Here is a 24386-nt window from a genome sequence, read left to right on the forward strand (position 1 = left end):
TTCCCGGTATCGGGCGCCGTTTAAAGCGACTAGACGCCGCCAGAAGGAATTCGTTGTCGGTGCAGGATGCCACACGCATATATCCTGTACGCCGTAGCGCTGTCCTAACTCTGCTTTCGGTTCTCTACCGGCGAGCCGCGGCGATCGCCTCGGCCCGGAAGGATCGGGTACACTGCGCGCACTCTGACAGCGACACCGACCTATGCGCCTGATCCTGAGCCGCAAGGGCTTTGACTCCTCGGCTGGCGGCTGCCCCAGCCCAATCTTTCCCGACGGGAGCCTGTATGCACTGCCGATCCCAGACGAAAAGTCCTGTATCCACTATGGCGATTTGCATCATGCGGGATACAGCGTTGGCAAATTGGTCGAGGATCTGACCCAAGGGAAGGTCTACGCGGACCAGGGTGCGCACCTGGATCCAGATATGCACGCCGGCGCTCTGCCCCGGCTGCCAGGCTGGCGACCACTGCTGGGCCAGACCGGTGCAGCACAGGGGCACCTGCGCAAGCAGGGAGTGCAGGAGGGGGACCTGTTTCTGTTCTTCGGCCTGTTTCGACCAGTGGAGCAGGCGGCCGGCTGTTGGCGCTTCGTCAGGGGCGCACCGGCACGGCATATTATCTGGGGCTGGCTGTCGATCGGCGAAATTCGCAAAGTAGATCTGCTGACAGATGAGGACCTGCCCTGGGCCCGCTACCACCCGCATTTCCAGATTGGCGCCGACGCGGGTAACACCCTGTATATTGCCGGCAATCGACGATCGCTGCCAGATAATGCAGGTTCGCTGCCCGGTGCAGGTATCTTTCCTTCCGTACAGCGCCAACTCGTATTGACCGATCCGGGCGCATCCCGCCCCACACTCTGGCAACTGCCGCGCTTCTTTCACCCCGCCGAAGTCCGCAGTCCCCTGAGTTATCACAGCAAAATGTCACGCTGGGAACTGCCGGACGACCACAGCGAGTATTGCCAATTGCAGTGTGCTGCGCGCGGACAGGAGTTTGTCTGGAATCTGGATGAATATCCTGAAAGCTTCCCGTGGCTGATCGAGCTGATTACCGGGTATGGTCGCGCAACGGGAGCTACTGATTGAGTGTGCTTCCGGCGCTCTGCCGGCACATTGTGGGAGTGGATAGGTAGTTGGCCGGGCCCCTGAGGAAAGCCCGGCCAGAAAAGAGTTTATCTCAGTGTTTTCTCGCCTCGGCGCTCTGGTCCCGTATTGCCTTGAATTCCGAGCCCTGTTTCCACTCCGGCCAGCGGGTGGAGTCGCCCAGATCACTGATAATCATACGGATCGCAGAGATATCCTGAACGGCGCCGGTGAGATCCCAGTTCGGATCCCAGCTGTCGCAGGTCTTGTGATAGCAGTTGCCCACATAGTCGGCGATCCATTGCTCTCCGGCCTCCCGGCCACCATCGACCAGGTCCGCACCGCCGGCGATCCCCATAATCAACAATACCGGTACCCCTTTACGCGCCATGGAGAAATGGTCCGCGCGATAAAACAAACCGTTCTGGGGCAGCGATTCAGGCGTGACCACGCGCCCCTGGCTGCGGGCCACGCGGGCCAGGTCATCTTCCAGTTCACTCTGTCCCTTACCGACCAGAATCACGTCCCGCGCGGCACCGGCAGTCTGGAGGATATCCAAAGTAAAGTTGGCAACCGTCTTTTCCAGCGGAAAAGTCGGGTTTGCCGCATATGCCTTGGAGCCGAGCAGGCCGCTCTCCTCGCCCGTCCACACGGCAAACAACACACTGCGCTCCAACGGCGCGCCGGCTTTCAGCACCCGCGCCAGCTCAATCACACCGGCCGTGCCCAGCGCATCGTCATTGGCACCCGGACGCACTGTGCGCCCCTGTTCATCCGGCTCGCCTTGGCCGTAGGCGTCCCAGTGGGCGGAGGCCATCAGGACTTCTTCGGGGCGTTTGCTACCGGGGAGCAGCGCCAATACATTGCGGCTCTCAAATTTATCAACACTGGTCGCCAGATCCGCATTGAAGGTGATCCCCTTCAACTCAAAGGCCTGGAACTCCGGTGAGCGGGCTGCGACGCGCAGCTCGTCCAGGTTTTGGCCTGCGCGCTTCAGCAGCTTCGCAGCGGCGTCATTATGTATCCATCCCTGTAGCTCAACAGGCTGGGTTTTCTCACCGCTTTGCGCCAGCGCGTAGTTTTCGCCCGGCGATGAAGCCGCCACACTCCAGGGGTATCCCGCTGCCTTGGTTTCGTGGATGACCAGTGCAGCAATGGCGCCGCGACGTGCCGCCTCCTCGAATTTATAGGACCAGCGCCCGTAATAGGTCATACGCCGATCGCCAAACTTGCCCGCCACCGGCTCATCCGGCTCAGCCGCAAAGTCGGGATCGTTGACCAGGAATAGGGCCACTTTGCCCTTGAGATCGATATCACCGAAGTCATCCCAATCCCGCTCCGGCGCATTGACACCAAAGCCGACAAATACAATCGGCGCATTATTGATTTTGATCTGGCCGACATCGCGTATGGTGCTGACTTCAATATCCTTACCCTGCGCCAATGGCAGGCGTTCTCCGCCTTCGTCGAGGAACATCTGGGCAGGCTGGCCGATCTTCGTATGGATCATCGGCACCACCTGGGTGAAGCTGCCGTTTTCACCACCGGGCTCCAGTCCCAGTGACTTGAACTGATCGACCAGGTAGGCAACGGTTTTCTCCTCCCCCGGTGTCCCCGGCGCCCGCCCCTCGAACTCGTCCGAGGCCAGGGTTTTGACAATACTGGAAAGGCGTTCTGGGTCAATCTGAGTGGCGTTATCGCTTTTTTCGGTTTTCGAACACGCGGCCACAGCCAGAATCGATAGCAATAGGCAAATTACTCTGTACATCGTTGCGAGTCTCGTTATTAGCAGATGGATCATTAAAGCCTTACTACCATACCACTTCTGTAATCTCGTGATACCAAGATCAATGGCGACAACACCACCGCCATTACTACAACTTTACTGCGACACTATTCCGTTACGCGGGATGAGGGGATACGCCCCCTACTCAAAGGCGCCCCTCACCACTTTCCTCCTGCCGGGCGACTGACAGATATCCCAGATAGCGATCGCGGATTTCCCGCACATAATTCACCGGTTCCCGTCCGCGCACATAGCCAAAGCGAGCATCGCGGTAATACTGCGGCTTTGACAGCAACAACATTGCGTCTTCCACATTGCCGAACCAGCGGTTTGGGTTCTTGCCGAGTTTTGTCGCCAGGGTGCGGGCATCGCGCACATGGCCGTGTCCGGCATTGTATGCCGCCAGGGTGAAGTAAATTTTCTGGTCGAAGGGCAGCTCGCGTGGGAAACGCTGCTCCAGCCAGCCGAGATAGGAAACACCAGCGCGAATACCGTTGTCCGGGACAAACAGGTTGCTGATACCCATCTGCTTTGCGGTGCGGGGCAGCACCTGCATCAGTCCGCGCGCGCCGGCGAAGGATTTTGCGCGCGGATTGAATTCACTTTCCTGATACATCTGCGCCACCACCATGCGCCAGTCCCGGTCGGCGCGATCGGCATACTTGCGCACTATTGGGTCATACGGTGAAAGCTGTGCCGTGGTGCGGAGGCGGTCGCGCTGATAGCGACGGATGCGCTTGGCCTGCTTGAAGTACTTGTTGTAAGTGACATTGAAAAACAGATCGCGGTGGTGTTTTTTCAGGAAAGCATTGAGCTGCTTCAGCAGTACCGGCTGGTCGGGACGCACTGCCCAGGCGATATCGCGCTTTCCGGGCAATTCGCCGACCACGGTGAAATCGTCCCGGTATGTGCTTTCAATGGCCACCAGATGGGAGTCGGCCACCGTGTAGGGGAAGTCGCCGCGCACCACTGCATCGATCAGCTGTTCGGTGGTAGCCCCCTCGACGGGGGCTATCTGAATCGGCTTGTCCTGACTGGTCGACAACTGCTGCAGGTGAGAATAGAAACTACTGAGGGGATTGACCGCAACCTGCTGGCCCGCCAGTAACTGCGCCGCCGGTAGCGTGGCCGGCTTCTGGTTGCCGGCGGCAATCACCTGCTCGGTGACCCGCAGATAGGGACGCGAAAACACCATGCCCTGCTGTTTGCGCGCATCGGTGACCGTCAGCGATGCCGCGACCAGGTCCCCCATGCCGGAGTTCAGGGCCTCGGCCAGATCCACATCCGGCCCCGGCACCACCATACTGAGGCGCAGATTGTGTTCATGGGCAAACTGGCGCAACAGGTCATAATCGAATCCCATGAGTTCCCCGCGCCACATGAAATAGGAGGCGGGGTGGTTACGGGTAAGCACGCGCAGGGTGCGGCTCTGTGCTATGTCTTTCCAGTCACGCCGCAAATTCTGGCGCTGCTGGTCCGCCTCCAGGCGCTCCGAGGTAAAGAATTCGTTCAGGGCCCGCTCCAGTTGCGATGCCTCACGGCGCACAGCCCAGGCAATGGCGCGCTGAGATTGCAGTACGGAGCTGGCTTCCAGTTGCGGGTAGTCCGGCAACATTGCTTCGGCAAGGTTGCTGTCGACGACCGTTGCCGGGTAGGTGCCGTCGACGACGGCGCCGAGCAGTGTTTCATTGTCGATCGGCTGATCCAAGTAGGTAATTGCGAAGCGCTGTTCCCCACTATTGTCGGCAGCGAGGGTCTGCGCAAAAGCACTGCCGCGACGCACTGCCACCCGCAGCGGTTCACTGCTTGTGGGTGTGGCACTATCGGTTCGGGTAATCAACAGTTCGTGCACATACTGCAGCGCACGGGTAAATGCCACCTGCTCGGCGCGTCCTGCGGTGCGGGAAAAGTTGGTGGCAATCACATCGCCGCGGCCGTCAAGCAACGCCGGGATCAGGTCGGCGAAGCTCTCCACATAAATCCACTGCGGCTCCAGCCCGCGACTGCGGGCGAACTTCTCCGCGAGTTGGTGCCATTCGCTGCTGGGCAGGCCGTCGCGCGGCAGGGCATCATCCTCCCGCCCGCGTGGTGCAAGCAGTCGCAGGGTGCCGTGTTTGCGAATCGCGGTTAAGTCTCCGCGCTCGGTGTAGTTGGCAAAGGCCGGCGGTTCCGGCTCCGCCTCCGGCGGCGCTGCAACTTCAACAGAATCCGTACTTGGTAACGTATCGACTTCATGCGGTACATCAGTCTGCCGTTCGCAGCCGACAAGGGCGGTAACTGCGATGAGGACTAGGCCGAAACTCCGGACTAGCGGGCGGATTGTGGAAAAGCCGGACATCTTCATCAATTGTTCCATTTGATCGGGAATTCCTGGGAAATTGCCGCCCCATTGTTACCAGATGCAGAGCAAATGTGAAATCTGCACGCATTCTGATCAATTTCAAAACCAGCCAGCTAACGTCATTGAGCGGATGTGGCACTGCCTGCCATTGCTGTTATATAAATATTTATCTCGACAGCGGGCGATACCACTGCACCATCTATCCACCAAGCAACAAAAACTAGAATGAAAGCCATAAAAATTCTGATAGCGACCCTGATATGTGCGCTGCCATCTTCGGCCGCGCTGGCTGACCTGATGGAAAATGAACTGGTACCCAAGGAAGAAGCGCAATTTGCACGGGACTTTCTCGAGCAGCTGCGCACCGGTCATTACGACGGCATTGCCCCTCACTTGGATCCCGAGCTGGCCAAGCAGGTCAATAACGATCTACTCGACCAGTTCGTAGAAACATTTCCCGAGGGCGAATATATCTCGACGGAATTGATCGGCTCACACGTACGCACAGTCAATGATGTCTGGAATGGCAATTTCGTGTTCGAATACCATTTTTCCGGTGGCTGGGCTGTAGCCGATCTCAATCTGACAAAGCAGGGAGATAATCGCCGCGTCGTCGGTTTTCACATAATGCCGACCAACTCCTCGCAGAAGGCAATCAATAAATTTTCCCTGAAAGATAAATCAGCCACTCATTATGTGATTTTGATTCTGGCTGTGCTGGTTCCGCTATTTATCCTGGTCACTCTGGCATTCTGTATTCGCACACCGATTCCCAAGTGGAAGTGGCTGTGGGTGCTATTTATACTCGGCGGCATCGGCACCGTGACCCTGAACTGGTCAACCGGTGAAGTAGCCACGCAGACCCTTCACTACCTGCTATTTGGCGCCAGCGCTTTTGCCTCGAGTGAATACGCGCCCTGGATGATATCTGTCGGGATACCGGTAGGCGCGGTCATCTTCTGGGTCAGACGCAAGCAGTGGATAGAAGATCACAAGGCAGCAAAGAATAGAGAAACTGCCTGACAAACCTCATCTGGAGCGCCCATGGGCTTTTACGAAAATCGCTGCCTGCCGCACTTGATCAACTGTGCCTGTGGTCTCAAGGCCTTTAAAAAACAGCGTCAACTGGTGGTTCCCCAGGCTCGCGGACGGGTACTGGAAATCGGGTTTGGCTCGGGTCTGAACCTGCCCTATTACGATATTGAAAAAGTGGAATTTGTCTGGGGTCTGGAGCCCTCCGCAGGCATGCGTCGGCGGGCCCGGCACAACGTCAGCCGCTCTCCCATTGACGTGCGCTGGCTGGATCTGCCAAGTGAAGAAATTCCGCTCGATGACAACAGCGTCGATACTGTGCTGCTGACCTATACGCTGTGCACCATTCCCGACTGGCACAAGGCGCTCGAGGAAATGCGCCGTGTGCTCAGGCCCGGTGGCGAACTGATCTTCAGCGAGCATGGACTGGCACCGGATAGCGGCGTCAGGAAGTGGCAGGAACGACTCAATCCGTACTGGAGTGCGGCCTTCGGCGGCTGTAACCTGAACCGGCCCGTCGACGACTTTATCGAGCGGGGCGGCTTCCGCGTCCGCGAACTGGATACCGGCTATATCCTGTCGATGAAATTTGCCGGCTTCAATTACTGGGGTGTTGCCAGTTAATACACCCCCAACGTAAAAAGCCCCGACCTTTTGGCCAGGGCTTTTTTGTTACTGCACAGTACAGTTAGCTTATCAACCTTCTTTCTGTGCCAGCTGCGTCGGCGCCTTGTCCTTGGATTTCGGCTTGGATTGCATTTCCTTCAACATCGCCTTCATCTGGTCGTATTCGTCCTGGCTGGAGAGTTCCAGCAGCAGCGGTTGCGCAACCTGGGCGAAATATTCCGCATCTTTCTGCTTGTACAGTTCCTGCGCCAGCCACTGGGCGATATGCACCTGGCGCGGGGCACGCAGGTAGGCCTGCTCCAGCATATCCACGTATTTATCGCGCGGGTAGCCCAGCATCTGCATGCTCATAGCCAGGCCGTACCAGTTCGAGGCCACGTCGGAATCGTTGTTGACCAGGTATACGAACTTGTCGCGCGCTTTCTTCAGCTCGGCGCGGTCGCGCTCCTGCTTCGGCGTGTTGATCTGGCGAGTCAGGCCGAGCCAGGCATCGACGGTCTGGTACCAGAATTTGTTGCGATCGCTCGGCGGAACGCTGGCCAGCAGCTCCTCGGCGTGATCGAAGTTACCCACGCGGGTCTCGGCGTCCGCCTGTACCGCAGCCAGTTGCGGGGTCGCTACGCCTTCGGCGTGTGCATACTGCACCAGCGCGTGCAGGCCATCGAGGTTGTAGCCGGACTGCACCAGGAAATGACCGATATCGGCGATAGCGAGACGCTTGGACAGCTGCTGCACGTCGGGCGTAATTTCCTTGAAATCGGTCGGCAGTTTCCCGCTAACCAGATTGAATTCACCTTTCTGGAACAGCGCCTCGTACTGCTTCTCTACGTCCGCCAGTTTGACGTTGAGGGTACGCTCCAGTGCTTTCACCGGATCCTCACCGCTGTTGTACGCCTTCACATATTTCTTGAACTGCTCGACCTTGCCGCTCTGCATGATCAGCCAGTTGGTCAGCATCCAGCCGCTGGCATAAACGTTACCCTTGTCGGCATCCGGCGTGTTCTGCGTCGTAGCGCGCAACAGCTTCTCAAGCGGCATGGGGCTCGCGTAAAGCAGGGTCATGGCGCGCTCTGCGGGAATAGCACCCAGCTGATAGCGGCCATCCTGAGTAAACGTCATGGTCGACATAAACTCGGCGAAACCTTCGCTGTACCAGTAGGGATAGTGCGTGGTGTTGCCGTTATAGCTCAGGAAGTGCGTGTATTCGTGAAACAGGAACTCGCGCGCCTTCAGCTGGCGGCTGCCGCTACGGCCATCGAGATTTACCAGCGCATAGCTGCCTTCGGCAGTGGTGTCGAACAGGCCATTGGTCATCTCGGCCAGCTCTTCACCCACCAGTCCGGCATAGCTCTGCCGGTCGGCGGCGGCATAAATGGTCAGCCGCTCGCTGTCCTTCTTGGCGCCCAGCAGGCTGACTGCCACCGCGCGGAAGCGTTCGAGGTCCTCGGACAGGGTTTTTACCGCCGCGGGGTCACCGTTGGTGATAATGCGGAAATTCTTGCTGTCGACCTGATACCAGGTCTCCTCGCCCAGGTTCTGCTGCGCACTGCATGCAGACAGCACCAAACTGGAAAAAATTGCCAACAAAGCGAGTGTGCGAGGAAACATAGTTCTAACCACCGAGTTGTTTCTTCTTTGCCCTCCGTGGCGGAACATGAAAGACCACACACTACCTGTTTTTATTGATCAAAAAAAGAACAATTTTAGACCAGAACCGAGAAACCATCGCATTTTTTGTGACTAAAAGATCTGTGTCAGTCGCAAGTGGCGCGAGCAAAGCCCGGCTGCGGTAGCCGCCAGATCGCGCGATTTGCATCTCAAATTTGTCTTTTCACGCTGTTCCCGGCGGATGCCGATCCTATATTGGCCGAATGACCACATCTTATTGATTGGTCATAACTATAAAAACAGCGATGAGAGAAGACCATGATTACCAACTGACTCCTGGCGCTGCTCAGCGGCGCCCTGCTGGCGGACCACTGCTGAGCCGCACCGCAACTCATAGTCGACCTGGACATCACCAGCTTTGACGGCACCCAGCTGGACGCCAACCTCTATGTGCCCGACTCACCGCCACCGGCCGACGGCTACCCGACGGTGCTCTTTACCAACAGGTGGGTGCTGGACAAGAACCAGTACCTGGCCCAGGCGGAAATGCTGGCCACCGATACCGAGGGCGTCCTCTACCAGAAGCCACAGGAAACCCACTACACCATCGAGGTGACCTCTATCGCAGCAGCCGCGTCTCCAGATTGACGATGCCGCACCTGTAGCAGGGCTTTCTAATCGCTTGGTTGGGCCGGGATCCGGGCTGCGGCCTGCCGATTTCCGTGTCGGGCGCTTCGGCAATTCCGTGCCCAAGCCGGTACAATGCACAGGATTTTTTCTGCCGAACGACGAGAGCTTATGAGAAAGATAATCCTGCGCTGTCTGTTGGCCGCCCCGCTGTTCACGCTGGCTGCCTGCGGTCCTGCCGAGAAGACCGCCGAAAAACCCGCCAGTAAATCGCAAGCCGAACAACCGGCGGCGGAAAAACCTGCCGCCAAGCCCGCGACCGAAAGCAAGCCTGTGGCCTCCATTGCCGCCGACAAGGCCCCCGCCGGTCGCCTGCCCCAGGATGTGCGCCCCAAGGCCTACCGCGTCGACCTGGTGCTGGATCCCCGCCGCGACGACTTCACCGGCAAGGTGGAAATCGATATCCAGAAGGACAAACCCTCCGACCGTATCTGGATTCACGGCAAGAACCTGAATATGAAGTCCATCAGCGCCGTATTGCCCGACGGCAAGGTTGTGCCGGCCAAGTACCGCGAGGTACTCGACAGCGGCGTGGCCCAGGTGCTGTTCGACGAAGCCCTGCCCGCCGGGCCATTCACGCTGAAAATGGAATACAGCGCCGCCTACGACCGCAACCTGGCCGGCCTGTTCAAGGTCGAGGAAAAGGGCGATGCCTACGTACTGGCCAAGTCCGAATCCATCCAGGCACGCAAGTACCTGCCGAGCTTCGACGAACCCGGCATGAAGGCACCTTTTGATATCAGCCTCACGGTTCCCAAAGGCGATGTCGCCATCAGTAATGGCCCCGAAGTGAAACGCGAGCCGGTCGGCAACGACATGGAAAAGATCACCTTCGCCACCACCCGCCCGCTGTCCACCTACCTGCTGTCCCTGTCCGCAGGCCCGTTTGATGTGGTCGAGCGCCCGGCCATTCCGCCGAACAAGTACCGCTCCGAGCCCATCCCGCTGCGCGGCTTCGCGCGCAAGGGCCGCGGTGCCGACTTGAGCTATATCCTCGATGTCACACCGCGCCTGGTGCAGATTTTCGAGGAGCAGCTACAGCGCCCCTATCCGTACAAGAAACTGGATATCGTGGCCGCACCCCAGTGGCCGAGTGGCGCCACCGAGCTGGCCGCCGCCATTACTTACCGCGAGGAACGTATCCTGGTCGGCGACAACCCGGCACCGGGTGCCCGTCTGGCACTGCTGGGTGTGCATTCCCACGAGATGTCACACATGTGGTTCGGCGACCTGGTAACACCGCCCTGGTGGGACGACCTGTGGCTGAAAGAGGGCTTCGCCACCTGGGGCACCCCCCTGGCGCTGACCACCTATGAGCCCAACGGCGGCCACGACCTGAACGCCGCCGCCGGCGCCATCAGCGCCATGCGCCTGGACTCCCTGGCGAGCACCCGTGCGATTCGCGAGCCGGTGACCGACAACAACAATATCCGCAACGCCTACGACGCCATCACCTACTCCAAGAGCCTGGGCGTCATCCATATGGTGGACCAGTACTTCGGCCCGGACGTGTTCCGCCCGGCGGTTGGCCGCTATATCGAGACCTTTGCCGACGGCGTGGCCAACTCCCCCGCCTTCTATCAGGTGATCGGCGAGGAAACCAATACACCGGAACTGACCGAGACCTTCCGCAGCTTCGTCGAGCAGAAGGGCGTGCCGCTGCTGGACGTGACCGTTAACTGTGACAAGAAAGACGCGGCCAGCATCAAGGTGCGCCAGAGCCGCTACAAGCCGCTCGGTTCACCGATCAAGGACACCGACCAGAAGTGGAGCATTCCGTTCTGCTTCAGCTCCGACAGCAGCGTGCAGCAGTGCCAGATACTGACCGCGCGCGAGCAGGAGATCCCGATTTCCGGCGGCGAGTGCCCGCAGTGGCTTCTGCCCAATGCCCAGGGCAGCGGCTACTACCGCTGGACCCTGCCGGAGGCCAAGTGGCAGGCACTGACAGAGCGCTTCGCGATGTTCGAACCGACCGAACAGCTGTCCATCATCGACAGCGCCTTCGCCGGTTTCGAGGCGGGCAAACTGCCATCGGCACAGCTGTTGAAAGTAGTGGAGCAGTCCGCGCACGCCGACAAGCGCCAGGTAGTGCAGGCGCCGCTGCGCTACCTGACGAAATACCGCCAGAACTACGTGGCACCGAAAGACGAGCCCGCGTTCCTGGCCTTCGCCCAGTCGCTGTACCAGCCGGTACTGGATAAAACCGCCGGCAGCGACGACAACGAAGACAAGCTGCTGCACAGCGAGCTTCTGAGCTTTATGGCAGTAACCGCCGGCGATCCGGACGCGCGCAAAAAGCTGGCCAACAAGGCCATCGCCTTTACCGGCTTTAAAGGCAAGCGTGACGAAAAAGCACTGGATTCAGACCTGTATGAAGCCGCACTGACGGTGGCTGTGCAGGATGCCGGTGACGACTTCCTGCAGCACCTGATCAAAGTGCGCAAGGAAATCGACGATCCGCGCTTCGACAGCGCCAGCGCCTATGCCATCGGCAGCACTCGCAACCCCGCGCAGCTGGATACCGTGCACGCGCTGGCCCTGAGCGAAGACGTCGGCCCGCGCGAAGCCTTCGGCCTGATCCGGAGTGCCGTGGCGGAGCAGGGAGTACAGGACCAGAACTGGCAGTGGCTGCAGCAGAACTTCCCGGCCGTACTGAAGAAGATCCCGGATCAGTGGCGCCGCCAGACCCCGGCCTTTGCCAGCCATTTCTGCAACAAGGAAAAACTGGGCGAACTGCAGCAGCTGTTCAAGCAGTACGGCGACCAGGCCCCGGGCTACCAGCGCAGCCTGTCCCAGACTGAAGAGCAGATCAATCTGTGTATTGCACTGCGTGACAAGGGCGAGGCGCTGATCGGCGCAATGCCGAAGTAACTTCCAGAACTGGATGCCGGCCTGCGCCGGCATGACGAATTCTTATTGATCGTCATCCCGGCGCAGGCCGGGATCCAGCTTCAGTCCACGACTATCCCGCCCGCTCGCAGTACCTCGAGCATCGGTTGCAATCCTTCCCGATAGTTGCGCCACTTACCGATTGACGATGTATACACCGGCTGCCTTACCTGGCTCGCGCTCGCCGTCGCGGTTCCCTGTTTTTCCTGCTGGTGAAAATCCAGTACATCCCTATTCCAGGGCAGATCACAGAAATCAAATAGGCGGCGACTTTGCTCCTCAAGGTCCTGCACCAGCTGTTCGTAATGCAGATCAAAAATCCGACCGGGCATTACCCGGTGCCAGTGCTCCATCAGTTCGCGATAGCCGAGGTAGTAATGGGCGAGTTCGCACTGGTCGTAGGAAAACGGATAGGCACTGCGAAACTGGGTTTTCAGGATCGCGTAGCAGGTATCCGCAGGGTGGCGGCGCAAGTGCACGATCTTTGCTGCGGGCAGGGCCTGGTGGATCAGGCCCGCATAGAGAAAATTCATCGGGTTTTTATCGATGATGACTGTATCACTGTCACCTCCGACGCGGCTGCGCAGTTCCGATTCATAGCGACGGCCCAGTTCCTTGAAGTCCACCTTCGCTGCGCGGCGTACAAATGCATCCCTCGCCACAGTGTCACTTTCTCCTCGCGGCACCAACTCCATCAAAAGCCGGGCAAAAGTGCCGGGCTCACCGGCGGAAAATACCCGGTCTCCACAGCAGAGCAGGCGATCCACGAGCGTGGTTCCCGTCCGCGGCATTCCCAGGACAAAAATAATCCCCCTGCCCGCGTCTGGTAGCGCGGCCGGCATATTGCGTTCACGCGGCTGGAAATACTCCGCATCGAATACTGCGCGGATCTCACGCAGTCGATGCGCTTCCTGGCTGGCATCGTAAGTGATCAGGCTGCGACGCAGTTTGCAGGCGGTGTTCAGTGCCGACAGGCTTTGTTCAAACTGCCCCAGATCTTCGTATTCCTTCGCCAGGGCGAAATGCAGCTGACTCGCACCGGCAGCGGGAATCCCATCACGGGTAATACACCGCTCCAATTCGGCGATGTGATTTTGTTCCGCTGTCTGCCGACGCAGGTCTGAACGGTTTTTGAAAGCCTCGAAATCATCCGGATTTAACGCGAGAAGCCTGTCGTAGAGCTGCTCGGCGCGCTGCATGTCTCCCATGGCCCGGTTGGCAGCAGCGCAGTTAAACAATAATTGATCGTTTTCCGGCTGTAGCGTCAGTGCGCTTTCGTAGAGCCGCAGGGATTCCCGGTGCGCATCGCAAAGCGAATAGAGATAGGCGGCTCGAGACAGTGGCTCCACATGCGCAATGTCGATAAAAGCTATCTCATCCAGAGTGCTGCGGGCATCGCCGTGGTGTCCAGCGCGCACCAGTAATTCACAAAGGTGCAGGGTGACGCTGACCCACTGCCGCGATTCTGAGTCGGCCCGGGAACGCGCCAGGTAAAGGTGCTGGACTGCTTCCCCAAGCTTGCCCTGCGCCGTGCAGCAATCTGCCCACAGGCGCCAGCCGTTGATCAGTTTCGGATCGACGGCAACTGCTTGTCTTACCTGATCTATGGCCGCGGGAAAATCCTTGCGCTGGTACAGCGCGAGCGCGGAGCGATAGTGTTGTTCGGATTCGGTCACGAAGAAATCACGGCTTTTATAGTTTCCCGCTAGCATATCACTATTGCTCCACTCTGCATCGGGCTAACAACGGACATAAAAAAGCCGGCCACGGGGCCGGCGTATAAGCTTCTGTCGACGCGTCTAAAAGCTGTAACTACCTGACAGGCCAATGGTCCTGGGCAGGCTGATATAGTCTTTGGAGGCGTTGCCGAGGAAACCTTCACTGGGGTCGGTTCCCATATGGCGCTCGGTGATCAGGCCGGTTACACCATCCTCATTGAACAGGTTTTTGACAAACAGGGACGCTACCCACTTATCCGTCACCAGTGAGGTATTTGCGCCCCAGAGCTGGAAGGCATCGATTTTCGCTGCCGTCAGTCCGCTGCCTATCGCGTTCTCGGAGTCGGACTGGTAATAGCCGTTGATGCGGGAAACCCAGTCGATACCGTCGGTGAGCGCGGTGCTGTAGTCCATCGCTACCGAGAAGGTATTCTCGGCGGTGCTGGGCAGGCGTTCACCTTTCTCGGCAATAGTGACACCCGTTGGAGTCACGAAGTCCGCAGTCAACTCGGCATCGACGAAGGTATAACCCAAGTTGTAGTGCAGGCTATCGCTCAAGTTGCCTTCGACTTCAAACTCCACACCCTGCACACGGGCGGAATCGCCGTTCATCGCCGCGAAAAATCCCCATACGGGTGTAGCCGTATTCAACTGCGGATCTTTCCAGTCCGTATAGAACGCTGAGACCGTGTAGCGCAGTGTGTCAGTTGAACCTTTAAGACCAAGCTCGTAGTTCAATACCGAGTCTGAATCGTAACGGAGGTAACCCGGATCTTCGGCAAAACTACCTATGGTAGGCACCGCATTGGATCCCCCTCGACGATAGCCTTCGGAAACCGTAGCGTAGCTCATCAGGGTGTCGGAAATATCCCAGGAGAGGTTGCCCTTAAACAGAGTATCGCTCTCTTTGGTTTCAAAAGAGGCATCGGCATTCCCGTAATAATTAACCCAGATGGGTAGAGACAGCTGCGACTCGTTAACCAGTTCGTTCTGGAAACTGCGCATTCCCAACGTCATACGCAGTGATTGGGTAAAGTTGAGAGTCGCCTCACCGAATACCGCCTTATCGATAAAATTCTGGTTGCGGCGGAAGTAAAAATCCTGGTCCTGCACGACGGCGGCCCAGCTAACAAGTTCCTCTGCCTTGCTGAGCCCCGGGGTATAGTCAGCAGGAATTGTAGCAGTCCACGCCGCCCAGCCCGGCATGGTACTGTTCTGGCCGGCATTGGAATCCTGATCCATGTAATACAGGCCGACAACCCAGTCCACTTTGGCATCGACGGCATTGGATACCAGGCGGAATTCCTGCACCAGCGCGGAATCGTCGTAGAAACGCTCGGCCCGCGCCACGGGTCGGGGTGAACCGTAGTATAGATTTTCAAACCAATCCATGGTCGCGTAGAAGCCGGAGTTGTCACTGATACCGGTGCCACTGTGGCTGTAGTCGGAGGTGCTGGAGGTCAGGGTGGCAAAGCCCATATCCACCTCGACTTCCAGTGACGTCATGTCGACCTTGCGCTCGGAGGGCTCCAGAATCACCGCGCCGTTTTCGTAATCGTCGTAGGACTGTTCGGTGCCGCTAACCCAGTTGGTACCGCGGGTGACTTGGCGGCGGCCGCCAATATCGTCTTCCTGCTGCTGGTAGGAAAGCTGGATACTGGCGTTATCTGTCGGCTGCAGCAGCACCGAGGCGCGGGCATAGGTGATATCGACAGTATCTGCGTCTTCGACACTGGTAAATACCGGTCCGCCATTGGCAATATCGCCGCCCTGCGCCAGTGGTGCGCCGTTGGCGTCAAGCTTGTAGACGTTGGCGTAGTCGACAATACCGTCGTTATCAATCTTGCCGATATTTGCACGGAAGGCCGCCTTTTCCCCGAGCGGCAGGTTAACCAGCGCATCGGTATTGAGGTTGTAACCACTCGATCCCTCGGTTTGGCTGAAGCTGGTGCCGACCTTGCCCTCGAACTCATTCAGGCGCGGCTTGTTCATAATGTAGCGCACGGTACCCGCAAGGGACCCGGAGCCATACAGCGTGCCCTGCGGGCCGCGCAGGACTTCCACCCGTTCGATGTCTTTCAGTACGAAGTTTGCATAGAGCGGCGTGTCGTCTACATAGGTGGCCACGGTGCCCACTGCGGAGAGGGGTACATCACCGTTGGCACCGGTATCAATATTCATACCGCGAATCACCACACCGTTTACAGTACCTGAATTGCGATAGCCGCGATCGACAACCGTGAGGCCTGCGACACTGCGCATCATTTCCGCCGCATCGGTGACCTGTGCTGCTTCCAGCTCATCGCCGGAAACCGCCGAGATATTGTAGGGAATATCCTGCACGCTCTCCGCGCGTCGCGTCGCCGTAACGATGATTTCCTCCAGCACGCCATCCTGTGCGGAGGTGGCCTGTGCCATAACCAGCTGTGGTACCGCAAGCAATGTGCCGGCCGACACCGCCGTCACTGCGGCGGCCAGAGTTTTTTTACTAAACCCCTGCTTGTTTTGCTCTTTCATGGTTCCCTTACCCTTTCTATTTTTTTCCGGCCGTACCGCGCCGTTTAGCATCGTTGATAGTGAATATGCTACCCATCAACTGGCAATTACCTAGCGCCAGTTTGCACACATCGACTGGTCCAGTTTTTCCGTGCGGCCATTTATTCCGGCACTTTCAGCGGACCCAGTTGCTCGTATGCCGGCGACACCGCTCCCGGCTCATATTGGGGATAGTGCACGCGCGTATCGCGGAAACTCTTCAGCGTTTGCCCGAGCCCCTTCATGCCGCGCTCGCGAACCTGCGCCACCTTATTCAGGTCGATTTCGAACGCAATCACTTCCTCTTCCACGCTGGCCTCGTGGATCACCTCGCCCTCGGGCCCGACGATGATCGATCGCCCCACCCCCTGGGTGCCGGCGGAATTCACATCGACGATATAGCACTGGTTTGTCACCGCACTGGCGCGCACGATGGCCAGCTCGTCCTGGCGGTCGATGGTGTCGGTCTTGGTGGGATGGATAATGACTTCCGCCCCCAGCCAGGTGAGCGCGCGCGTGGTTTCCGGAAACCAGATGTCGTAGCAGATGGAGACACCGAAACGGCCCACTTCGGGGATATCGAATACCAGGAACTGGTCGCCGCCGGTTACGCCTTTCTCGTAGGGCAGGAATGGATAGATCTTGCGATAGCGTCCAACCACCTCGCCTTGGGGGTTGATCACGGGCGTGGTATTGAACACGGCGCTGCCGCACTTTTCATACATGGATCCCGGTACCAGCCAGATTCCCAGCTCCCGCGCACTGCGACAGAAGGCCGTCTCTTCCGGCGAGGGTAGTTCCCGCGCGTGCTGGGTGCCGACACCGCGCAGCGCCAGTTCGCTCAGCACGATCATCTTCACCCACGGATAGCGCAGCTTGGTTTTCTGGATGCGCTCCAGCAGCAGTTCCAGGTTGTCGGCTTCGGCCAGTTTCAGCTGCAGCGCCGCCACACCAAAGTGATTGCTCTTGTTATTCATCGCCAGACTTCTTTCCTGATCGTCGATGCCGCCGGTTCAGCGACTTTTTTATCTGGCGTTATCTTGGCGGAAGCAATCCGCTTTCAATAGGTCCAGTTTTCAACCCGACATGAGTCCACAGTGACACCCGGGCACCAGATTACTGTGCTTGGCACCATGCACGAAGCCGAACTGGCCCTATTTTCTATCGCGTAATCGGTTAGCGTTGCGCCACGTAGAGGAATTACACTGGCGGCAAAGGCCGCACAGAAGCCGACAATAACAAGGGCAACGCCCGCTGGAGTGAGCATGAGCGAAAATGCAGAAAGTCTGGTAAGTCAGCCATATGACACTGGAAGCAGTGCGGGAAAAGGTTTCCTGAAACTCGAAAAGGCTGCGCCGCAGAGTTGGGCGGCCAGCCTGCTGCTCGCCTTTCTGTCCTCCGCCGGCCTCTACTACGTGAATATTTTTCCGGTCATCGTGAATTCGTTGATGGCCGGCGCGGGGCTGTCCGCTTCACAGGCGGGAGACATCACTTTTGCCAACACCATCGGCGCAGTGATCGGAGCCTTCTGCGTATCGCTGACGATCCGGCGCATTCCGCGCTGGAAGGCGGCGGCGACGGCACTGCTGCTCTGCTCCATTGGCATGGATATGCTGACCATTTACCTGGCGAACCTGGATTTGTTGATTCCACTGCGCCTCGTTCACGGCATGCTCGGCGGCGCGCTGGTGGGGCTGGGTTTCGCGGTCATCGCGCGCAGCGGTATTGCCGGGCGCGCCTACAGCATGGTGCTGCTGGTCCAGTACACGGGCGGCATGCTAGGCGTCGGCTTGCTACCGGGCCTCGTCGTCCAGTACGGAACCTATGTGCCTTTCTATGCCCTGATTACCTTCAGTACCGTAACCCTGTGCATGCTGCCATTCCTCGCTGACTACCCGCTGCCGACAGAAGAAGAGCACTTTGCGACCAGAGCGGCGGTCAGTGCCAAAGTGCCCATGGGACCGATGCTGATCACGCTGCTCGCACTTTTCTGTTTCCAGTTCGCCAACATGGCATTGTTCGCGTTTATATTTGACCTGGGTAAATCCTTTGGCCTACAGCTGTCGTTTATCAGCCAGACACTGGTATGGGCCAACCTGATCGCTATCGGCGGTGCGGCCATCGCTGCCTACACAGGCCAGCGGTTTCCGCTGGCGCTGCCACTGGCAGTCGCCCTGCTGCTCACTCTCGTCGGGCTCGCGCTATTTATTTTCAGCGACCTGAAGCCGGCCTTCATTATCGCCAACGTGGTCACCGGTATGACCTGGGCCTTCTGTGTCCCCTACCTGCTGACGATGGCTTCCAAGTTCGATACGGCCGGGCAGATGGGCGCCTTCGGCGGATTCGCGTCGAAGATGGGACTGGCCTGCGGTCCGCTGGTGGCCGGACACTTTATTTCCGGTGGCGGAAACTACACGCAGCTGATCTGGATCGCGACCGGCGTACTCGCGGTGTGCCTCGCCGCCTTGCCGTCAGCGGCCAGACTCGACCGGGAACTGGCGCAGCCAGCCAGTTAACGCAAAGCATTTGCGCCCCGGCATGACTGCGCGGCGCTGAAAGGGCAAAAAAAGGGGAGCAAAGGCTCCCCAATCAACGCCAAACTGAGGGTGTACTCAGAAGAATCCCAATGGATTGGTGTCGTAGCTGACAAGCAGGTTTTTGGTCTGCTGGTAGTGTTCCAGTGCTTGCTTGTGGGTCTCGCGACCGATTCCGGATTTTTTGTAGCCGCCAAAGGCGGCGTGGGCCGGATACTGGTGGTAGCAGTTGGTCCAGACACGGCCGGCCTGGATATTGCGCCCCATGCGGAAGGCCAGGTTCATGTCCCGCGTCCACACGCCGGCGCCGAGCCCGTATTCGGTATCGTTGGCAATGGCCAACGCTTCCGCCTCGTCCTTGAAGGTGGTGACCCCAACCACCGGCCCGAAGATCTCCTCCTGGAAGACGCGCATGCGGTTGTCGCCCTTCAGCAGGGTTGGCTGTACGTAAAAGCCCTTGCGGAATTCACCCCCCATTTCCTCGGCACCGCCACCGAAGATTACCTCGGCCCCTTCACGCTGGCCGATTTCGATATAGGTCATGATCCGGTCGAACTGCTCCAGTGAGGCCTGGGCGCCGATCTGGGTATCGGTATCCAGCGGGTTGCCGCGCCGGATGGCTCTGGTGCGCTCGACCACGCGCTGCATAAATTCGTCGTATATGGATTCCTGGATCAGCGCGCGGGACGGGCAGGTGCATACCTCGCCCTGATTGAAGAATGCCAGCACGGTGCCCTCGACACACTTGCTGATGTATTCCTCTTCCTGCTGCAGGATATCCGCGAAGTAAATATTCGGCGACTTGCCGCCAAGCTCCACCGTGGACGGAATGATATTTTCCGCGGCGCACTTCAGGATATGGCCGCCGACTGCGGTGGAGCCGGTGAAGGCGATCTTGGCGATGCGGTTGCTGACCGCCAGCGCCTGGCCTGCCTCCTCGCCGATGCCGTTGACGATATTCACCACGCCCGGTGGAATCAGGTCGCCGATCAGTTCCATCAGTACCAGGATCGACACCGGAGTCTGCTCGGCGGGCTTCAGCACAACGCAGTTACCCGCCGCCAGTGCCGGCGCGAGTTTCCAGGCGGCCATCAGGATGGGGAAATTCCACGGGATAATCTGCCCGACCACGCCCAGTGGTTCGTGAATGTGGTAGGACACCGTGTGTTCGTCGATCTCTGCGACGCTGCCTTCCTGTGCGCGCAGGCAACCGGCAAAGTAGCGGAAGTGATCCACGGTCAGCGGAATATCCGCCGCCAGTGTTTCGCGCACGGCTTTGCCGTTGTCCCAGGTTTCCGCCACCGCCAGTTTTTCCAGGTTCTGCTCAATGCGGTCGGCGATCTTCAGTAACAGGTTGGCCCGCTCGGTGGCGGACGTTTTACCCCAGGCGGCCCTCGCCGCGTGCGCGGCATCCAGCGCCAGTTCGATATCTTCGGCGCCGGATTCCGCAACTTCACAGAAGACTTCACCGGTTACCGGTGAGACATTCTGCAGGTAGCGTCCGTTGACCGGTGCAACCCAGTCTCCGCCGATAAAGTTGCCATAGCGTGGCTTGAAGTTGATAAGGGCGCCTTCCTGCCCCGGCTGTGCATAAATCATCGCTGTCATCCTCTTTGTTGTGGCTGTTGTCGGGCATTGTTATCTCGCGAGACCGGGAGTAATCTGGACAATCCTGGATCCCGGCATCAGTGCCCTTCGGACATACCTCTGGTTTCGGACATCACAGGAAAAATTTAGGATTTCGGGAGAGGGCGCGCTTTGCTCTCAGTACACATCGCTTGATCCTGAATCCAGCAACTAAAATAAAAAAATGCAAAACGCGATGATGCGTGGCCGCCTGCGGCCGCGGGAGCTGGTGGAAAACCGGGTGTCTTTTGCCGGCCCCAGCTCCGAACTCAGCATTTACGACACCTATTTGCCGGCGGAAAGGGTAGGCCTGTCTGCGGGTGAGCTGTTGTATTGCGGAATGATCAGTGGACGCAAAATCATCCACGGCGCCGATGAGTACACCGCGGAATTCCTGCCGCAGGAATCCTTCGTCATGGCGCCGGGCGCGCATATCGAAATCGACTTTCCCGATGCGCGCACAGATTGCCCGACATCGTGCCTGACCATCGAGATATCCAGGGACCGCGTGGACCAGATCTGTACGCGACTGAATGACAGCGCGCCACTGGAAAGGGAATTCAGCGAGTGGCGCTACCGGCCGGATGCACTGATTCACACACCGCACGGCCAGGCGACCCAGTCGCTATTGCAGCGGCTGGTGGCAACTTTCAGCGAGAATTCACAGGACAGGGATTTGCTGATCGATCTGGGAGTTAGCGAGCTGGTGGTGCGCATGCTGCGCCAGCAGACGCGGGATTTCCTGCTCGGCCTGTGCGGACAGAACCCGGAGATCAACGGGCTCGGTGCCGCCGTTTACCACATCCAGCAACAGCTGGATCAGCCGCTGGATATCGAGCGCCTGTGCAAAATCGCCTGCATGAGCCGCAGCCGGTTTTTCAGCGAATTCAAGAAACACATGGGTTGTACGCCACTGGAATTCCAGCAGCAATTGCGTATGCGGGAAGCGCGCGAGCGCCTGCAGCGGGGTGAAGCGGTCACACGGGTCTGCTTCGATCTCGGTTACCGACACCTGAGCCATTTCAGCCGCCGCTTTCACCAGCAGTTCGGCGTGAGCCCCAAACAGTATCGCGAGCAAACCGCAGCAGAATCCCCCGAACGGGTCGATTGATAACCCGCTGCAACCACCTCAGCCCTCGCGGGCGAGAATTCCCGTGTCGATCAGCTGGCCGCCCTCGCCGAACCACTTGATGCGGTGCCCGTCGATGACCACATGGAAACTGGCCTTGCGTCCGTAGGACCAGTTGCGCCACTGCCGCACCCACATATCTCCGTCCAGCCACCAGCGCCCGGTATCGGTTTCGTCCACATCCACGTCGTTGCGCGAATAGCCGAGCATGGTGCCATCGGCCATCAACTGCACGCGGTAGGATTCTCCCAGGGCATTGGTGCCGAGCAGCACGGCACCGGGGAATTCCGCTTTCAGGTCGGCGGCATAGAGGCGGCGGCCCCCGGCGATATCCAGCGTCTCTTCGGACTGCGACACCTCGCCATTGATCAACTGCGCCAAGATACTGACACCGGTTTCGATACGGTCCGCCTCGATGGCGGCGAAGCCGATGCGCAGGGCGTTGTATTCGCGCACCACTTCCAGCAGCAGCCCCTGTTGTTCCGCCTGTTTTTGAATCTGCTCGGCGCTGATGCGTTCCGACAGCTCCAGCCAGCAGGCAGTGCCGCAACTGGCGCGGCGCACCAGCAGCTTGGGCAGGTGGTGCATCAGAGCTTCGCCCAGCGCTGTCCAGCGTTCGCGCAATTGCTGGGTGATGCGGAAGCTGGCCGCATCCAGGTGGCCGGAACCGACAAATTTCGCCAGCAGGCGCTGGTTGATCGCCGGCACCCGTTCGCGCAGCGTATGGCGCAGCGCACGCAGGCGCTGGATCACCGGCTTCGGCGCCACGACAAATGCCAGCTGCATGCCCGGGTCGATCACCTTCGGGAACTGGTAGAGATAAATCACCGACTCACCGCCGCTCAGACTCTTCAGTGGCGGCAGCGGGCTACCGTGATAACAGAACTCGTGGTCGCAATCGTTTTCGATAATTACCGCACCCTGCTCGCCAGCGGCACTCAGCAGTTCGCGCCGGCGCTGCAGGCTGGTGGTGAGCGCGGTGGGGTTGTGCGCATTCGGCTGCAGGAACCAGCAATCGCTGCCCGCCAGGTCCGGTGGCAGCGGGCCGTCGCTGTCCATGGAAACCGCCTGCAGGTCGACGCCGGTGCGGCGGAAAATCTCTTCGGTTTCACTGCAGGCCGGCAGCACCATCCCCAGTGAGCGACCGCTGCCCAGCAACAACTGTCCGAGCAGATAGCAGGCCTGTTGCAGGCCGCTGGCCAGCAGCACCTGCCCCGGTTCCACGTAGATGCCGCGGCGCGGTAACAGCCGCGTACAGATCTGTTCGACCAGCTGGCGGTCGTCTTCGTTACCGCCGAGGGTTGCCCACTGGGCCACTTCGCGGGCGGTGTAGATATCCCGCGTGCACTCGCGCCACTCGGCGCCCGGATACAGGTGCGGGTCATATTCATTACTGACAAACGGATAGGGGTACTGCAGCCAGTTGGCCGGGCGCGCGCGCAGCGCACGGCGGCTGACGGAGACGGGATTGCAGTGCGCGCGCCAGAAGGCGCGATCGGACTCACTGCCGGCGTTGCCGGGCAGCGCATTGGCGTGACTGATAATGCCCTGCTGGCGCACCGCCTCGGATACGTAAAAGCCGCTGCGCTCCCGCGTCAGCAGGAAACCGTCGTCCACCAGTTGCTGGTAGGCCAGCACCACGGTATTGCGGGCGACACCGAGCTGTTCCGCCATGCGGCGCGACGACGGCATCTTGTGCCCGGCCGGAATACTGCCGGACAAAATACCCTGAATGATTTTTTCCCGTATCTGGGTCTGCAGGCTCTTGTCTGCCTGGGCGTCCAGCACGATCAGTGATTCGGTCATGACCTGGTCATTATTATCGGCGCCGCAGCAAGCGCAGCCCGTTATTTATTGAGGTGCAAGAATGATGCCCCTATCGCGACGCGCAAATCAAGCGCGCGGCGACAAGGGCACAGTGATGGGAGTCAAAGGGCTCAGGCAGATATCTGGTGCTGTTTGCGCAGGCGGAGCGCCAGCCAGATCATCGACAACCCGAGTGCAATTGCGTAGGCACCGATCAGCCACACCAGCGCCAATGCACCGGCACCGGGGTTAAACAGAACGGCCAGCCCGAAGAGTACCGACAGCAGGCCGATCGCAACCAGCAACCACTCCTTGTCGATCTCCTTGCGCAGGCGGACGGCCCCGATGATTTCGAAAATCCCGCGCACCAGCGCCCAGCTGCCGATAAATATCACCAGCACCAGCGCCGTAATCTGCGGATAGATAAAGGTAACGATACCGGCGGCAACACTGACCAGCCCGCCGATAATCAACCACCACACCGGTGTGGCTTTGTGCCGACCGAGCACGGCGGCAATCAGTGCGAAAAAGCCATCCAGTAACGCGTAGATCCCGAACAGGATAACCAGCGTCAGCAGTGACAGGCCGGGCCAGATAAAGGCCAGAATACCGAATGCCACAGCGCAGATACCGCGCAACAGCAGCAACCACCAGTTTTCCGACAAAACCTGGAGAACCGGCCGGGTGGCAAGATTCAGAGTCTCGTTAGTCATATAGCGATCCCCGCAGTGCTTTTGCAGGCGGATCAAACAGATAGAGAAAATCTATTTCATCAACACCTGTGAACAGCCGGCGCCGCGCGCCGGACGCTTTCAACAAATGCCTATTTAAGGGTCGCTGGACGCGTACAACCAGTTTTTCTGGGAAAAAGTTCCAGAAGCGGTGAAAAGCCCAAAAAGAGCGGCCCGTGGACGCAATCCAAAAGCCGACTCTGCAAAGGCTCTGATTGCGGCCACGGGCCACTTCTTTTTAGTGTAGACGCTG

16 protein-coding genes are annotated in these 24386 nt (G+C 59.0%); 7 read left to right on the forward strand and 9 right to left on the reverse strand.

Going from position 1 to position 24386, the window contains the following annotated elements:
• Positions 1–202 precede the first annotated feature (202 nt).
• A complete protein-coding gene (locus IG168_RS05120) occupies positions 203–1087 on the forward strand; it encodes an Nmad3 family putative nucleotide modification protein (protein ID WP_193162465.1) in 885 nt (294 codons plus the stop codon).
• Between the two features lie 91 nt (positions 1088–1178).
• On the opposite strand, the gene IG168_RS05125 is transcribed toward IG168_RS05120, so the two are convergent.
• Both IG168_RS05125 and IG168_RS05130 read right to left on the reverse strand, forming a co-directional pair.
• On the reverse strand, positions 1179–2852 hold the full coding sequence (locus tag IG168_RS05125) for a M28 family metallopeptidase (protein WP_193162467.1): 1674 nt from the start codon (positions 2850–2852) through the stop codon (positions 1179–1181).
• 163 nt (positions 2853–3015) lie between these two features.
• Positions 3016–5226, reverse strand: a complete 2211-nt coding sequence (locus IG168_RS05130) for an MltF family protein (protein WP_193162469.1) — start codon at positions 5224–5226, stop codon at positions 3016–3018.
• 210 nt (positions 5227–5436) lie between these two features.
• Here IG168_RS05130 and IG168_RS05135 point away from each other — a divergent pair, with 210 nt between their 5' ends.
• Together IG168_RS05135 and IG168_RS05140 are read left to right on the forward strand one after the other, a co-directional pair.
• Positions 5437–6234 (forward strand): hypothetical protein, encoded by a 798-nt coding sequence (locus IG168_RS05135; RefSeq protein ID WP_193162471.1) that lies wholly within the window; start codon positions 5437–5439, stop codon positions 6232–6234.
• Between the two features lie 21 nt (positions 6235–6255).
• A complete protein-coding gene (locus tag IG168_RS05140) occupies positions 6256–6867 on the forward strand; it encodes a class I SAM-dependent methyltransferase (RefSeq protein WP_193162473.1) in 612 nt (203 codons plus the stop codon).
• Between the two features lie 72 nt (positions 6868–6939).
• Here the strand turns inward: IG168_RS05140 and IG168_RS05145 are convergent, their stop codons facing one another.
• Positions 6940–8478 carry a hypothetical protein gene (locus tag IG168_RS05145; protein WP_193162476.1) on the reverse strand — a complete coding sequence of 513 codons (1539 nt, stop codon included), beginning with the start codon at positions 8476–8478 and terminating at the stop codon, positions 6940–6942.
• Between the two features lie 450 nt (positions 8479–8928).
• Here IG168_RS05145 and IG168_RS05150 point away from each other — a divergent pair, with 450 nt between their 5' ends.
• The gene (locus IG168_RS05150) at positions 8929–9126 is read left to right on the forward strand and encodes a hypothetical protein (RefSeq protein ID WP_193162478.1); all 198 of its coding nucleotides are present in this window, start codon (positions 8929–8931) and stop codon (positions 9124–9126) included.
• A gap of 150 nt (positions 9127–9276) precedes the next feature.
• A complete protein-coding gene (locus IG168_RS05155; protein WP_193162480.1) occupies positions 9277–12036 on the forward strand; it encodes a M1 family metallopeptidase in 2760 nt (919 codons plus the stop codon).
• Positions 12037–12116: 80 nt separating this feature from the next.
• Here IG168_RS05155 and IG168_RS05160 read toward each other — a convergent pair whose 3' ends face one another.
• From IG168_RS05160 to IG168_RS05170, 3 genes are all read right to left on the reverse strand, one after another.
• On the reverse strand, positions 12117–13730 hold the full coding sequence (locus IG168_RS05160; RefSeq protein ID WP_193162482.1) for a tetratricopeptide repeat-containing sulfotransferase family protein: 1614 nt from the start codon (positions 13728–13730) through the stop codon (positions 12117–12119).
• 123 nt (positions 13731–13853) lie between these two features.
• Positions 13854–16289, reverse strand: a complete 2436-nt coding sequence (locus IG168_RS05165) for a TonB-dependent receptor (RefSeq protein WP_193162484.1) — start codon at positions 16287–16289, stop codon at positions 13854–13856.
• 140 nt (positions 16290–16429) lie between these two features.
• Positions 16430–17284 (reverse strand): carbon-nitrogen hydrolase family protein, encoded by an 855-nt coding sequence (locus IG168_RS05170; protein ID WP_193162486.1) that lies wholly within the window; start codon positions 17282–17284, stop codon positions 16430–16432.
• Between the two features lie 288 nt (positions 17285–17572).
• Here IG168_RS05170 and IG168_RS05175 point away from each other — a divergent pair, with 288 nt between their 5' ends.
• Positions 17573–18823 (forward strand): MFS transporter, encoded by a 1251-nt coding sequence (locus tag IG168_RS05175; protein ID WP_193162488.1) that lies wholly within the window; start codon positions 17573–17575, stop codon positions 18821–18823.
• A 96-nt stretch (positions 18824–18919) separates the two neighbouring features.
• On the opposite strand, the gene exaC is transcribed toward IG168_RS05175, so the two are convergent.
• A complete protein-coding gene (exaC, locus tag IG168_RS05180; protein ID WP_193162490.1) occupies positions 18920–20440 on the reverse strand; it encodes an acetaldehyde dehydrogenase ExaC in 1521 nt (506 codons plus the stop codon).
• Between the two features lie 211 nt (positions 20441–20651).
• Here exaC and IG168_RS05185 point away from each other — a divergent pair, with 211 nt between their 5' ends.
• Positions 20652–21578, forward strand: a complete 927-nt coding sequence (locus IG168_RS05185; protein WP_226876550.1) for a helix-turn-helix transcriptional regulator — start codon at positions 20652–20654, stop codon at positions 21576–21578.
• Positions 21579–21596: 18 nt separating this feature from the next.
• Here the strand turns inward: IG168_RS05185 and IG168_RS05190 are convergent, their stop codons facing one another.
• Together IG168_RS05190 and IG168_RS05195 are read right to left on the reverse strand one after the other, a co-directional pair.
• Complete coding sequence (locus IG168_RS05190; RefSeq protein ID WP_193162492.1) at positions 21597–23402, reverse strand: aminotransferase-like domain-containing protein; 1806 nt, start codon at positions 23400–23402, stop codon at positions 21597–21599.
• A gap of 131 nt (positions 23403–23533) precedes the next feature.
• A complete protein-coding gene (locus IG168_RS05195) occupies positions 23534–24115 on the reverse strand; it encodes an HdeD family acid-resistance protein (RefSeq protein WP_193162494.1) in 582 nt (193 codons plus the stop codon).
• Positions 24116–24386: the final 271 nt, after the last annotated feature.

It is taken from the genome of Microbulbifer hainanensis (assembly GCF_014904735.1).
GTDB classification, from domain to species: Bacteria; Pseudomonadota; Gammaproteobacteria; order Pseudomonadales; family Cellvibrionaceae; genus Microbulbifer; species Microbulbifer hainanensis.